General features: G+C 73.6%; 16 protein-coding genes and 1 riboswitch. Of the genes, 2 read left to right on the top strand and 14 right to left on the bottom strand.

The window, feature by feature from the left end; genetic code table 11:
* Positions 1–4: 4 nt before the first annotated feature.
* From rplT to rpe, 14 genes are all read right to left on the bottom strand, one after another.
* Positions 5–397 carry a 50S ribosomal protein L20 gene (gene rplT, locus V6U88_RS21280; RefSeq protein ID WP_030335718.1) on the bottom strand — a complete coding sequence of 131 codons (393 nt, stop codon included), beginning with the start codon at positions 395–397 and terminating at the stop codon, positions 5–7.
* 32 nt (positions 398–429) lie between these two features.
* Positions 430–624 (bottom strand): 50S ribosomal protein L35, encoded by a 195-nt coding sequence (rpmI, locus tag V6U88_RS21275; RefSeq protein ID WP_334455516.1) that lies wholly within the window; start codon positions 622–624, stop codon positions 430–432.
* A gap of 18 nt (positions 625–642) precedes the next feature.
* Positions 643–1293: a translation initiation factor IF-3 gene (gene infC, locus V6U88_RS21270; RefSeq protein WP_334455514.1), complete on the bottom strand. Its 651-nt coding sequence runs from the start codon at positions 1291–1293 to the stop codon at positions 643–645.
* A 337-nt stretch (positions 1294–1630) separates the two neighbouring features.
* Positions 1631–2104: a PH domain-containing protein gene (locus tag V6U88_RS21265; protein ID WP_334455512.1), complete on the bottom strand. Its 474-nt coding sequence runs from the start codon at positions 2102–2104 to the stop codon at positions 1631–1633.
* 72 nt (positions 2105–2176) lie between these two features.
* Entirely contained in the window at positions 2177–3208 is a 1032-nt protein-coding gene (locus tag V6U88_RS21260; RefSeq protein ID WP_334455510.1) for a DMT family transporter, read from the bottom strand.
* Positions 3205–4050, bottom strand: coding sequence for an ATP phosphoribosyltransferase (gene hisG / locus V6U88_RS21255; protein ID WP_334455509.1), 846 nt, complete (start codon positions 4048–4050; stop codon positions 3205–3207). Before hisG ends, V6U88_RS21260 begins: the two co-directional genes overlap by 4 nt.
* A 45-nt stretch (positions 4051–4095) precedes the next feature.
* A complete protein-coding gene (locus V6U88_RS21250) occupies positions 4096–4359 on the bottom strand; it encodes a phosphoribosyl-ATP diphosphatase (protein WP_030335709.1) in 264 nt (87 codons plus the stop codon).
* Positions 4360–4519: 160 nt separating this feature from the next.
* Positions 4520–5020, bottom strand: coding sequence for a 6,7-dimethyl-8-ribityllumazine synthase (gene ribH, locus V6U88_RS21245; RefSeq protein ID WP_334455498.1), 501 nt, complete (start codon positions 5018–5020; stop codon positions 4520–4522).
* A gap of 2 nt (positions 5021–5022) precedes the next feature.
* Entirely contained in the window at positions 5023–6288 is a 1266-nt protein-coding gene (locus V6U88_RS21240) for a bifunctional 3,4-dihydroxy-2-butanone-4-phosphate synthase/GTP cyclohydrolase II (RefSeq protein WP_334455496.1), read from the bottom strand.
* Positions 6285–6977: a nicotinamide riboside transporter PnuC gene (pnuC, locus tag V6U88_RS21235; protein WP_334455494.1), complete on the bottom strand. Its 693-nt coding sequence runs from the start codon at positions 6975–6977 to the stop codon at positions 6285–6287. Before pnuC ends, V6U88_RS21240 begins: the two co-directional genes overlap by 4 nt.
* Positions 6977–7588, bottom strand: coding sequence for a riboflavin synthase (locus tag V6U88_RS21230; RefSeq protein WP_334455493.1), 612 nt, complete (start codon positions 7586–7588; stop codon positions 6977–6979). The genes pnuC and V6U88_RS21230 overlap by 1 nt, the downstream gene beginning before the upstream one ends.
* Position 7589: 1 nt before the next feature.
* Positions 7590–8651: a bifunctional diaminohydroxyphosphoribosylaminopyrimidine deaminase/5-amino-6-(5-phosphoribosylamino)uracil reductase RibD gene (gene ribD, locus V6U88_RS21225; RefSeq protein ID WP_334455491.1), complete on the bottom strand. Its 1062-nt coding sequence runs from the start codon at positions 8649–8651 to the stop codon at positions 7590–7592.
* A 146-nt stretch (positions 8652–8797) separates the two neighbouring features.
* A riboswitch (FMN riboswitch) is annotated at positions 8798–8970 on the bottom strand.
* Positions 8971–9032: 62 nt separating this feature from the next.
* Positions 9033–9992, bottom strand: a complete 960-nt coding sequence (locus V6U88_RS21220) for a response regulator (RefSeq protein ID WP_334455490.1) — start codon at positions 9990–9992, stop codon at positions 9033–9035.
* A 1-nt stretch (position 9993) separates the two neighbouring features.
* A complete protein-coding gene (gene rpe / locus V6U88_RS21215) occupies positions 9994–10674 on the bottom strand; it encodes a ribulose-phosphate 3-epimerase (RefSeq protein WP_334455488.1) in 681 nt (226 codons plus the stop codon).
* Positions 10675–10933: 259 nt separating this feature from the next.
* On the opposite strand from rpe, the gene V6U88_RS21210 reads away from it, so the two are divergent.
* Positions 10934–11821 carry a septum formation family protein gene (locus V6U88_RS21210; protein WP_334455486.1) on the top strand — a complete coding sequence of 296 codons (888 nt, stop codon included), beginning with the start codon at positions 10934–10936 and terminating at the stop codon, positions 11819–11821.
* Positions 11822–11901: 80 nt separating this feature from the next.
* Positions 11902–12792, top strand: a complete 891-nt coding sequence (locus V6U88_RS21205; protein WP_334455485.1) for a septum formation family protein — start codon at positions 11902–11904, stop codon at positions 12790–12792.
* The last annotated feature ends 18 nt before the right edge of the window (positions 12793–12810 follow it).

Genomic DNA, 12810 nt, shown 5'->3' with positions numbered 1-12810 from the left:
TGGATCAGGCGGCCTGGGCCGCGGCGCCACCGGTGCCCTCGGCCGCCACGGCGGCGCGGGCCAGCTCGACGATCGCGGCGAACGCCGCGGCGTCGTTGACGGCCAGGTCGGCCAGGATCTTGCGGTCGACCTCGATGCCGGCCAGGCGCAGGCCCTGGATCAGCCGGTTGTAGGTCATGCCGTTGGCCCGGGCGCCAGCGTTGATGCGCTGGATCCAGAGCTGCCGGAAGTCGCCCTTGCGGTCACGACGGTCCCGGTAGGCGTACTGCATCGAGTGCAGCACCTGCTCCTTGGCCTTGCGGTACAGCCGGGAGCGCTGACCGCGGTAACCACTCGCGGTCTCCAGCAGGGTACGACGCTTCTTCTGGGCGTTCACAGCCCGCTTGACGCGTGCCATCTCAACTCCTTCTTCGGTTCAGGTGGCGCGCGTCAGCGGCCGAGCAGCTTCTTGATGCGCTTGACTTCGGCCTTGGCCAGCACGACCGTGCCGGTCAGCCGCCGGGTCTGGCGCGAGGGCTTCTTCTCCAGGTTGTGGCGAAGGCCGGCCTGCTGGGCAACGATCTTGCCCTTGCCGGTCACCTTGACCCGCTTGCCCATACCCGTGTGGCTCTTCATCTTCGGCATGTGGAACGTCTCTCCCTGTTACTCGCCGGTGTTGTCGGCGACTGCGCCGGTCTCGCCGGCTGCTGCGGTCTCGCCGGTCGCCGCGGTCTCACCGGCTGCCGGAGCGGCGGACTCCTCCGCAGCCCGGTCCCGGGGCCCGCCGCGGGACGCCGTGGCGGCGACCGCGGAGGCCTTGACGGCCCGGTGCGGAGCGAGAACCATGATCATGTTTCGACCGTCCTGCTTCGGAGCGGCCTCCACGTATCCCAGGTCCGTGATCTCGGACTCGAGCCGGCGCAGGAGCCGGTAACCCAGCTCCGGGCGGCTCTGCTCGCGACCGCGGAACATGATCGTCACCTTGACCTTGTCGCCCGCCTTGAGGAACCGCACCACGTGACCCTTCTTGGTCTCGTAGTCGTGCGGGTCGATCTTCGGCCGGAGCTTCATCTCCTTGATGACGGTCTGCTGCTGGTTACGCCGCGCTTCGCGCGCCTTGAGTGCGCTCTCGTACTTGAACTTGCCGAAGTCCATGAGCTTGCACACCGGCGGGCGCGCCATCGGCGCAACCTCGACCAGGTCCAGGTCGACGTCCGCGGCCAGCTGCAGGGCGCGCTCCAGCGGGACGATGCCCACCTGCTCACCCTCAGGGCCGACCAGTCGGACCTCACGTGCCCGGATCTGCTCGTTCACGCGTGGTTCGACGCTGATGGGGCCTCCTCGAGTCGGTTCTCCTGCGTGTGGCGACCCCGCGGGCCCCCGGATGGGGGCCGCCCGGAAAGCAGAAGGCCCCGGCGCATGCCAGGGCCCGCTCGACCGGTCGGCACGATCACATGATCGCGCATCCGGAACCGGAACGTGCCCGGAACCGGTGACCGGACCCGGCCACCATCAGGGGCGACTCGGGTGGGAGCAGGCGCTCCGCTTCAGGACTGCCCGCACGTGGCAACGGGGGCAGTCTGGTCGACTCGGCAACACTACACCCTCGGTGCAGGCATCCCCAAACCGGGCTCGCAGGTCAGCGAGGGACTCAGCGGGCGCCCGGCCCGGCGGCGAGCGCGGCCAGGTGGGCCTGGTGCAGCCGGCGCAGCGCCCGGACACCCTCGACCGCAATCTCCTTGTCGGCGGCCTGGAGGGCGACCATCGGCAGCAGGTCGTCGTCGTGCAGCTCCAGGCTGGCCCAGGGGGCGCCCCGGTCGAAGCGCACCCCGCGCACGACTTCCCAGGGCAGCTCGTACGAGCCGATCACGTTTCGCACCCTTACGCCCCGGGCGTCCGCCTCGACCCGGGGACGGGTGAAGAGCAGGATGGCCAGCGCGCCGAGGACACCCAGGCCGACCATGGCGAGCTGGTCGCCGCGCTGGAAGGTGCCGTAGCCGTCGCCGGTCCGGCCGGTGAGGGAGGTCGCCACCAGGCTGAAGACCACCAGGAGGGCGGCGGCCGAGGCCCAGCAGACCACCCGGATGCGACGGGGCTTGAGACGGATCAACTCGGGCTCGCTCACCCCACCAGTCTGCCACCCGCCCCCGGCCCACGTTCCGCCGCCACACGCGACCCGCTCGACGGCGGGGCGGGGTCAGCCGACCGGCGGACCGGGCCGGTCGGCGTACGCCGAGCCCCGCCGCTGCCGTCCGGCCGGGTTCTCCTCGGCCGACCGGGCCCTCGGCACCGACCGGGCGACGACGGACGTCCCGGCGGTCCGGCGCCCCGGCCGGCCAGCGACCACCGAGGCGACCAGGGTGAGCACCGCGCCGGCCAGGACCGGCCAGCGCAGCCCCGGCCCGCCGGGCAGCAGCAGGTCCAGCAGCAGTCCCCCACCGAGCTGGCCGGCGACCAGTGCCAGACCGGTCCGCAGCACGCCCAGCGCCCGCACGCCGACCAGCAGGCTGGCCACGATGCCGACCCCGAGCAGTCCGCCGGTGTACAGGTACCAGGCGGGTGGCCAGTCGGGCCGGGCCACGGTGAACGCGCCGGCGAGCGCCGCGACGGCCAGCACGGCCGGCGTGCTGACGGCGAAGTTGACCGCGGTGCTGGCCGCGGCCGTGCTCGCCGCCGCCACCCGGCCGTTCAGCGCGGACTGCACGGCGACCGCCAGCCCGCCCACCACGGCGAGCAGGACCAGGCCGACGGCCAGCTCGCCGAGGGGCTGCCCCAGCTGGGCGAGCCCCACCGCCGCCGTGCCGAGCAGGGCGCCGGCCACCCGGGGTGGGGTGAGCGCGAGCCGGCCCACCGGGGCCAGCCCGGCCCGGTCCACCGCCAGGCCGCCGAGACTGCCCCCGGCGACCTGGGCGATGGTGAAGACGGCCACCCCGAGCACCGGCACGACGTACGTGCCGACCACGATGATCGCCGCCCCGCCGAGCCCGCCCAGGTAGCACCACCAGGGCAGCCGGGACCGGCGCAGCGCGGCGAGCCCGGTCCGCATCGACGGCAGGACCAGCAACCCGGCCAGGATCAGCAGCGTGCCGCCGGCGTTGTTGACCACCGCCCCGAGCACCGGGCTGCCCACCCGCTCGCCCAGCTCGGCGTTCGCCGCCCCCTGGGCCGCGGACGCCACCCCGCCGAGCACCACCAGGGCCAGCGCGGCGGTCGGCGGCAGCGGCCTCACAGCCGGCAGGCGTGGATGTTGGTGACCAGGATGGCGCGGGCGCCCAGCTCGTACAGCTCGTCCATGATCCGGTGCACGTCGTCGCGGAGCACCATCGCCTGCACCGCGACCCAGCCCTCCCGGTGCAGCGGGGACACCGTCGGCGACTCGATGCCCGGGGTCAGTGAGCTGGCCCGGTCGAGCAGCCCGGCCGGCACGTCGTAGGCGAGCATGACGTAGCGGCGGGCCACCAGCACCCCGTGCAGGCGGCGCAGCAGCTGCTCGGCCTGCGGGGGCGTCGGGGCACCGGCGCGGCGGACCAGCACCGCCGACGAGCGCAGCAACGGGTCGCCGAAGACGACCAGGCCGGCCTGGCGCAGGGTGGCGCCGGTCTCCACCACGTCGGCGACCACGTCGGCCACGCCGAGGCGGATGGCGTTCTCCACCGCCCCGTCGAGCCGGATCACGTCGGCCTTGACACCCAGGTCGGCGAGGTACCGCTCGACCAGGCCGGGGTAGGCGGTGGCGATCCGGTGCCCGCCCAGCTCCCGTACGTCGTCGACGTCCTCCGGGCGGGCCGCGAAGCGGAAGGTGGCCCGGCCGAAGGCCAGGTCCATCACCTCCTCGGCCGGCGCGCCGGAGTCGATCAGCAGGTCCCGGCCGGTGATCCCGATGTCGAGGTCACCGGAGCCGACGTAGGTGGCGATGTCCTTCGGACGCAGGTAGAAGAACTCGATGTCGTTGGACTCGTCGGGGCAGACGAGGTCCTTGGGGTCGGTGCGCTGGCGGTAGCCCGCCTCGCGCAGCATCTGGGCGGCCTTCTCGGCCAGGGCGCCCTTGTTGGGTACGGCGACACGCAGCATGACGGAGTGCTCCTTCGATCGAATGTGATCAACGACGGGGCGCACTCACAGATGTCGGTAGACGTCCTTGAGCTCGAGACCGCTGGCGAGCATCAGCACCTGGACCTGGTAGAGCAGCTGGGAGATCTCCTCGGCGGTCCGCTCCGGCCCCTCGTGCTCGGCGGCCATCCACGACTCGGCCGCCTCCTCGACGACCTTCTTGCCGATGAAGTGCACGCCCTTGTCGAGGGCGGCGACCGTGCCCGAGCCCGGGGTGCCGGCGGCGGCCTTGGCCTGCAGCTCGGCGAACAACTCCTCGAACGTCTTCACAGGAGGCGATTCTTCCAGTCACCGTCCGGCGACGCGCGCTCCGGGTCCGGCCGCGTCGTCTTTTCCCACCGTCCACCTTTTTCACGGCGGGTGGCCGCGTCCCCGATGAGGGACACCGCCACCCGCCGCACGACGGAGCCGATCGACACCCTCGCCAGGTTCAGCGGCCGAAGCCGACCCGGTGGCCGTTCGCCGCGGCCACGTCCCGGATGGCCAGCGCCGCGTCGAGGGCGGCGACGGTGGCCGCCCAGCCCTTGTCCTCGGCCGAGCCGGGCAGCCCGGCCCGGTCCCGGGCCTGCTCGATGTTCTCCACGGTGAGCACCCCGTGCGCCACCGGCTTCCCCTCGTCCAGTGCGACCCGGGTGAGGCCGTCGGTCACCGAGCGGCAGACGTAGTCGAAGTGCGCGGTGGCGCCCCGCACCACCACGCCGAGCGCGACCACCACGTCGCAGCGGCGGGCCAGGGCCTGGGCCACCACCGGCAGCTCCACCGAGCCGGCCACCCGGGCCACCACCGCGCGGGCGCCGCACGCCTCGGCCGCCGCCACCGCCCGGTCCAGCATGTGGTCGGTGAGGTCGCCGTGCCAGCGGGCCGCGACCACGCCGACGGTCAGCCCCGCCGCGTCCACCGTGGTCACCCCGGGCTCGCCGAATCCCGCCATGTCTACGCTCCGATCTCGTCGCCGGCGACCGAGCGCCCCATCGGAGCCTCGGTCACCTCGTCCAGTTCATCCAACAGGTGCCCCATCCGGTCCCGCTTGGTCCGCAGGTACCGCACGTTCTCCGGGTGCGGCCGGATCGGCAGCCCCTCGCGGCCGGTGATGGTCAGGCCGTACCCCTCCAGCCCGGCCCGCTTGGCCGGGTTGTTGGTCAGCAGCCGCATGGAGCGCACGCCCAGGTCGTAGAGGATCTGCGCGCCGGTGCCGTAGTCCCGGGCGTCGGCGGGCAGCCCCAGGTCGAGGTTCGCGTCCACGGTGTCCCGGCCCAGGTCCTGCAGCTGGTACGCCTGCAGCTTGTGCAGCAGCCCGATGCCGCGCCCCTCGTGCCCGCGCACGTAGAGCACCACGCCCCGCCCCTCCCGGGCGACCCGGGCCAGGGACGCCTGCAACTGCGGGCCGCAGTCGCAGCGCAGCGAGCCGAAGACGTCCCCGGTCAGGCACTCCGAGTGCACCCGCACCAGCACGTCCTGCCCGTCGCCGATCTCCCCGTACACCAGGGCGACGTGCTCGGCCGGGTCGTGCTCGGCGCGGTAGCCCAGCGCCCGGAACACCCCGTACGGGGTGGGCATCCGGGCGTCGGCGACCTGCTCGACCTGCTTCTCGTGCCGCCGCCGGTGCGCCACCAGATCGGCGATGGTGATCAGGGTGAGCCCGTGCTCGGCGCAGAACTTCTCCAGGTCCGGCACCCGCATCATGGTGCCGTCCTCGTTGACCAGCTCGCAGAGCACGCCGGCGGGACGCAACCCGGCCAGCCGGGTCAGGTCGACGGCGGCCTCGGTGTGCCCGGGGCGGCGCAGCACCCCGCCCTCGCGGGCGCGCAGCGGCACCACGTGCCCGGGACGGGACAGGTCGGTCGGGTCGGTGGCCGGGTCGGCCAGCAGCCGGATGGTGTGCGACCGGTCGGCGGCCGAGATGCCGGTGCTGATGCCCTCCCGGGCGTCGACCGTCACCGTGTACGCGGTGCCGCGCCGGTCCTGGTTGGTGTGGTGCATCGGCGGCAGGTCCAGCCGGTCGCACTCCGACTCGGTCAGCGCCACGCAGATGTAGCCGGACGTCCAGCGGACCATGAACGCCACCAGCTCCGGCGTGGCCAGCTCGGCGGCGAAGATCAGGTCGCCCTCGTTCTCCCGGTTCTCGTCGTCGACCACGACGACGGGCCGGCCGGCGGCGATGTCCGCCACCGCCTGCTCGATACTGGCAAAACTGGTCATGCCGCGACCTCCGAGTAGGTGGACGGGATCGGCCGGGCCGCCGACCGGGTGGCCTGCGAGGTCCGCCACCAGGCGGCGAGACCCCAGACGCAGAAGGCGCCGTAGACCAGGTACATGGCCGCCGACGGATAGAAGCCGCCGCGCAGCAGCAGCGGCACACCGACCGCGTCGACGGCGATCCAGATCAGCCAGAACTCGACCCAGCCGCGGGCCATGCCATACGTGGCGAGCAGGCTGCCGGTCAGGATCCAGGCGTCCGGCAGCGGGCCCCACGAGCCGAGCGCGGCGAGCACCGGGTACGCGACGGCGGTGCCGACGGCGGCGGCCAGCAGCAGCCCGAGCCGCTCCCGGCCGGTGGCCCAGCGCGGGCGGACGGCCGGCTGGTCGTCGCCCTGGCGGCGGTTGCGCGACCAGCGCCACCAGCCGTAGACGCTCACCGTGAAGAAGAAGACCTGCCGGCCGGCCTGGCCGTAGAGGTCGTGCGCCTGCGGGGTGGCGAAGACGCCGCCGAGGAAGATGGTGAAGAGCAGCGCGTTGCCGATCATGCCGACCGGCCAGGCCCAGACCACCCGGCGCAGCCCGAGCAGCGCGGAGGCCAGCCCGAAGACGTTGCCGACGATCTCCCGGACCAGCACCGGCGAGCCGGCGATCTCCAGCTGCGCGTGGAGCAGCCAGCCGAGCGGGCCCATCAGCGCCCACCCCCGCCGGCGCGGTCGCCGAGCAGCCGCTCGACGTACTTGGCCAGCACGTCGACCTCCAGGTTGACCGGGGCGCCGACGCCCTTGGCGCCGAGCGTGGTCAGCTTGAGGGTGGTAGGGATCAGCCCGACGGTGAACCAGTCGTCGCCGACCGCGGCGACGGTCAGCGAGACGCCGTCGATGGTGATCGAGCCCTTCTCCACCACGTACCGGGCCAGCTCGGCCGGGAGCCGGAAGCGGACCGTCTCCCACTGCTCGGCGGGTTCCCGGGCGACGATCTCGCCCACCCCGTCGACGTGGCCCTGCACGATGTGCCCGCCGAGCCGGCTGTTCAGGGCGGCGGCCCGCTCCAGGTTGACCGGGTCGCCCACCCGCAGCGCGCCGAGCGCGGAGCGGCGCAGCGTCTCCCCCATCACGTCGGCGGTGAAGACGCCGTCGGCGGCGTCCACCACGGTGAGGCAGACGCCGTTGACCGCGATGGAGTCGCCGTGCCGGGCGTCGGAGGTGACCAGCGGGCCGCGGACGGCGACCAGCGCGGAGTCACCCCCGGTGTCCGTGACGCGGACGACCTCGCCCAACTCCTCGACGATGCCGGTGAACATGTCAGGCCTCCCTCTTCCGGGGCAGCGCGGTGATCCGCAGGTCGGGACCGACCTGCGTAACGTCGGTGATCTTCAGTTCGATGGCGTCGGCGATGGTGGTCACGCCGGCGTCGCGCAGCGCGGTCGTACCGGCGCCCAGCAGCTTCGGCGCGACGTACCCGACGACCTTGTCGACCAGCCCGGCGGCCAGGAACGCGCCGGCCAGCTGAGGGCCGCCCTCCAGCAGCGCGGCCCGCACGCCGCGGTGGTGCAGCTCGGCCAGGAGCGCCGGCAGGTCGACCCGGCCGTCCGGGCCGGCCCCGACCTCCGCCGCGGTGGCGATCCACGTCCGGGCGGCGCCGTCGCGGACCTGGGCTGACGCGGGGGTACGCCCGGAGCTGTCCACCACCACCCGCAGCGGCTGCCGGATGGCCAGGGTGCCGTCGCGCAGGTTCCGGGCGGTCAGCCGGGGATCGTCGGCGAGCACGGTGCCCACCCCGGCGATCACCGCGTCGACCGTGCCGCGCAGCGCGTGCACGTCCATCCGGGCCGCCTCGGAGGTGATCCACATGCTGGTGCCGTCGGCCGCCGCGGACCGGCCGTCGAGCGTCGCGGCGTACTTCCAGATCAGGTACGGCCAGCCGCGGCGCATCGAGGTGAGCCAGGCGACGTTGCCGGCCTCGGCCTCCTCGGCGCGTACCCCGAACTCGACCTGGATCCCGGCGGCCCGCAGGGTGGCCGCGCCGCCGGAGGCGACCGGGTTGGGGTCGGGCACGGCGATGACCACCTGGGCCACGCCGGCGTGGATGAGCGCGAGGCTGCAGGGGCCGGTGCGGCCGGTGTGGTCGCAGGGTTCGAGGGTGACCACGGCGGTGCCGCCCCGGGCCCGCTCACCGGCCTGGGCGAGCGCGACGATCTCGGCGTGCGGTCCGCCCGCGTACGCGTGGAATCCCTCTCCGACGACCGCGCCGTCCGGATCGAGCAGCACGCAGCCGACGACCGGGTTGGGGCTGGTGGTGCCGAGGCCGCGGGCCGCGAGCGTGACGGCGCGACGCATCGCCTCGTCTACGGAGACGCCGGCCATGGCTCTGCCCTCTCACTCGCCGGGCCGCGCGCGGGCGGTACGGGAGGAGCCGCGGGCAGGCGGCGGCGGAGCCGGGAACGGCACGGCCGCCCCCGGGGAGCCCACGCGGAGGTTGGAATGCAGCCCACGCAGGCCCGCCCCGTCCCGCGCGCTGTCTCCCATCCGGACTTTCTGGGGGCGGACCTTCCCGCTCCCAACCGTCGGCCCCGGATTCTCACCAGGTCCACCGGGCGGCCTGAGCCGTCCGGGTCGCGGGCTTACCACGGTCGGACCGTGGATCACCGCCGGTTCGGAATTTCACCGAGCCCCGCCAGCGCGTGGTGGGTACATGGGAAGTCTTACACGTTCCCCCGGCCGGTACGCCACTGCACGCGGGCTACCTCACACCCCGTCGGCCCGCCGCCGGTCCACCGCCACGTACGAACCGGGCTGGCTCTTGGCGACGGTTTTCATCTCCGAGGCGACCGCGATCGCGGCGAGCGGGTCGGTGAAGCGCTTCCGGGCGTCGGAGAGGGAGACCCCGATGGAGAGGGTGACCAGGTGGGCCTTGCGGACGTTGCCCCGGCGGTCCTTCAGCTCGACGTAGCCGCGTTCGGCGTCGGCCGGGTCGTAGAGCTTGTCGGCGGCCCGCTCGAAGTCCTCGACCGCGCGGAAGGTCAGCGGCCGGACCTGCTCCGGGGTGCAGACGACGACGAAGTCGTCCCCGCCGACGTGGCCGAGGAAGGCCGGTGGCAGGCCGATCGAGACCACCGCCCGGTGCAGGCTGCGGGCCAGCGCGGAGATGAACTCGTCGCCCCGGACGAAGCCGTACCGGTCGTTGACGCTCTTGAACCGGTCGATGTCGATGTAGCCGACCGCGTAGTCGACGCCGCTGCGTACCCGGTCGCTGATCTCGCGGCGGATCCGGCTGTTGCCCGGCAGCCCGGTCAGCGGGGAAACCTCCCGGAACTCCTTGTTGCGGCGCAGCGTGGAGCTGACCCGAGCCACCAGTTCGGCGGTGTCGAAGGGCTTGACCAGGTAGTCGTCGGCGCCGGCGCTGAGGCCGTGCACCTTGTCCACGGTCATGCCCTTGGCGGTCAGCATGATCACCGGCAGGGCGGAGGTCATCGGGTCGGCGCGCAGCCGCCGGGTCAGCTCCAGGCCGTCGATCCGGGGCATCATCAGGTCCACCACGGCCAGGTCGGGCCGGTGCCGCTCGATCATCTCGAGCGCCTCCTGGCCGTCGCCGGCGTGGAGCACCTCGAAGCCGTGCAGCCGCAGGTTGAACTCGACGAAGCGGGCGATGTCCTCGTCGTCGTCGACGACCAGGATGACGTCGGGTCGGTCGTCGGCCGGGTCCACGTCAGGCTCCGGGGACCGCGCGCTCCGCGAGCCCCCGCAGGCGGCGGACCGCCTCGGCCGGATCGGCCGCCCCGTAAACCGCGGTGCCGGCGACGAAGGCGTCCGCACCGGCCGCCGCGGCCTGCTCGATGGTGTCGGCGGCGATCCCGCCGTCGACCTCGATGCGCAGCTCCAGGTGGCCGGTGTCGACGTGCCGGCGGGCGGCGCGGACCTTCTCCAGCAGCTGCGGGATGAACCGCTGCCCGCCGAAGCCGGCCTTGATCGTCATGATCAGCAGGGTGTCGAAGCTGGGCAGCAGCTCCAGGTACGGCTCGATCGGGGTGTCCCGGTCGATGGCCAGCCCGGCCTTCGCGCCGGCCGAGCGGAGGTCCTTGGCCAGTGCCACCGGGTCGTCGCACGCCTCGGCGTGAAAGGTGACGTTGTAGGCGCCGGCGTCGGCGTAGCCCGGGGCCCAGCGCCGCGGATCCTCGATCATGAGGTGCACGTCGAACGGGATCTGGGTCACCGCCCGCAGGCTCTGCACCACGGGCAGCCCGATGGTCAGGTTGGGCACGAAGTGGTTGTCCATCACGTCGACGTGCAGCCAGTCCGCGGCGTTCTCCACGGCACGGACCTCGTCGGCGAGGCGGGCGAAATCGGCGGCGAGGATGCTGGGCGCGACGATCGGCGGCGGTACGGTCACCGGGTCAGTGTACGAATGCGGCCACCCGCCGCCGGCATCGCGGCCCCACCGGGAACGCCCTGTGACCCAGGAGTGACCGCTGGTGCAAGATTGGGCCAGACGCAACGCGAAACCGGACGGCCGGCCATCCGCGACTGGCCGACCGACCGAATCGCGGCAACACTCCATCAGAGACGGTCACACGGGCCGCAGGCCCCGCGGAAGCGCGACTGCACGCGGGGCGCGGCGACCGGCCGTCATCTCCCGGAAAGGGCGGACGATGCGACGGTGGCTCGTGGCGCTGGCGCTGGCCGGCGCGGCGACGATGGTGATGAGCGGCTGTGTCCCGCAGCACCGGCCCGACGGCGACCTCGCCGACGACTGGCCGGACCTGCCCGCGCCGCGGACGTTCGTGCCCGCCACGGACGCCTGCCTGCCCCGGATCACGGCGGTGGTGCAGGCCAGCACGTACGACACGGTGGACTGCACACGCAGCCACCTGGCCGAGGCGATCCACGTGGGGACGTTCACCGGCGCCGCGGCGGCCGGGCCCCGCCCCGAGCCGGGCTCCCCGATGCTGCGCCCCGCCCGGGCGGAGTGCGACCAGCGGGCACGGGAGGTGCTCGGAGGCGACTGGCACTCCGCCCGGCTCACCATGAACATCGCGCTGCCGTCGGTGCCGGCCTGGAACGGCGGTGCCCGCTGGTTCCGCTGCGACCTGAGCGAGACCGACAGCATCGACAACACCCGCCCGGTCAACCGGACCGGCAGCCTGCGCGGCGCGATGATCGGCGACAACCCGCTGACCCACCGCTGCTTCGACCCCAAGCTGATCGGCGACAACCTCAACTACATGGCGCCCGTGCTCTGCTCCGAGCCGCACCGGGCCGAGTTCGTCGGGGTCTACGTCGAACGCGACATGACCTGGGCGGAGTTCGGCCGCGCCAACCAGGAGGTGCACCGGCGCTGCATGGCCCTGATCGCCGCCTTCGCCGCCGTGCCGAACAACGCCGACCTGCCGTACCGGGCCGGGTCGATCTTCTACCCGCCGTCGCAGCGGGAGTGGGAGGAGGGCGATCGCGGCGTGCGCTGTTTCCTGTGGAGCGACGACCGGAAGCTGACCCGGTCCATGCGCGGCGCGGGCCCGAAGGGACTCCCCGCCATCTGACCCGGGTGCCGTATGCTGCCGCACCGTGACACCCGCTCGGCGCGGGCGCCACGGTCACGGTCGGCGGAAGGTCTGATGCGATGCGGCGGTGGTGGACGGCGGTCGCCGTGGGCGGCCTGGCGCTCCTGGCGCTGACCGGGTGCGGCGCGCCCGCCGGGCTGGACGTCGACCTCACCGACGACTGGCCGGCCCTCGCCGCGCCGCAGGGCTTCGTCCCCGCCGCCGGGGTCTGCCACGCCGACGTGCAGGACGTCGGCTACCTCAGCGGGTACCGCCCGGTCGACTGCGCGCAGTCGCACCGCGCCGAGACGATGCACGTGGGCACCTTCGCCGGTGCCGAGGCCCGGCGTTCCACTCCCCCGGCCGGCGGCACCCCGGCGATGCTCGCCGCCCGCGCCGAGTGCGACCGGGCGGTCCGGCGGGCGGTGGGCGCCGACTGGCGCTCCGGGCGGCTCGGGCTCGCCGTCGTCTTCCCCTCAGCGGCGGCCTGGACGGGCGGGGCGCGCTGGTTCCGCTGCGACCTGACCGAGGTCGCGAGCATCGACGAGTCCCGGGCCGTGCCCCGGACCGGCAGCCTGAAGGGCGCGCTGACCCGCGACACCGATCTGCGGCTGCGCTGCTTCGAGCCGAAGGTGAAGGGCGACGAGGTCGAGGCGATGGCCCCGGTCTCCTGCACCGCCCGGCACCACGCCGAGTTCGTCGGCGTCTGGGCGGCCACCGACCTCAGCTACGCGCAGCTCAACCGGGGCGACGACCGGGTCCACAAGGGATGCATGGGCGTGCTGGCCAAATACACCGGGGTGCCGAACGACGGCAACCTGCGGTTCCGCGCCGGCTCGATCTTCTACCACCCGCTGGAACGGGAGTGGCGCGACGGCAACCGCGGGGTGCAGTGCTTCCTGTGGGTCGGCGACCGCAACCTGACCCGCTCGCTCAAGGGCGTCGGCACCCGGGGCCTGCCGGTCCGCTGAGCCGGCGCGGGGCGGCTC

It is taken from the genome of Micromonospora sp. CPCC 205739 (assembly GCF_036906795.1).
GTDB lineage: Bacteria > Actinomycetota > Actinomycetes > Mycobacteriales > Micromonosporaceae > Micromonospora.
Note: the sequence above shows the minus strand (reverse complement) of the source record. Positions and strands in the feature narration are given on the sequence as shown.

Excerpts from the sequence above, each read along its gene's own strand:
- V6U88_RS21240 (WP_334455496.1), bottom strand. The coding sequence starts at position 6,288 with ATGACCAGTTTTGCCAGTATCGAGCAGGCGGTGGCGGACATCGCCGCC.
- V6U88_RS21230 (WP_334455493.1), bottom strand. The coding sequence starts at position 7,588 with ATGTTCACCGGCATCGTCGAGGAGTTGGGCGAGGTCGTCCGCGTCACG.
- ribH (WP_334455498.1), bottom strand. The coding sequence starts at position 5,020 with ATGGCGGGATTCGGCGAGCCCGGGGTGACCACGGTGGACGCGGCGGGG.
- rplT (WP_030335718.1), bottom strand. The coding sequence starts at position 397 with ATGGCACGCGTCAAGCGGGCTGTGAACGCCCAGAAGAAGCGTCGTACC.
- V6U88_RS21210 (WP_334455486.1), top strand. The coding sequence starts at position 10,934 with ATGCGACGGTGGCTCGTGGCGCTGGCGCTGGCCGGCGCGGCGACGATG.
- rpmI (WP_334455516.1), bottom strand. The coding sequence starts at position 624 with ATGCCGAAGATGAAGAGCCACACGGGTATGGGCAAGCGGGTCAAGGTG.
- V6U88_RS21205 (WP_334455485.1), top strand. The coding sequence starts at position 11,902 with ATGCGGCGGTGGTGGACGGCGGTCGCCGTGGGCGGCCTGGCGCTCCTG.
- pnuC (WP_334455494.1), bottom strand. The coding sequence starts at position 6,977 with ATGGGCCCGCTCGGCTGGCTGCTCCACGCGCAGCTGGAGATCGCCGGC.
- hisG (WP_334455509.1), bottom strand. The coding sequence starts at position 4,050 with ATGCTGCGTGTCGCCGTACCCAACAAGGGCGCCCTGGCCGAGAAGGCC.
- ribD (WP_334455491.1), bottom strand. The coding sequence starts at position 8,651 with ATGGCCGGCGTCTCCGTAGACGAGGCGATGCGTCGCGCCGTCACGCTC.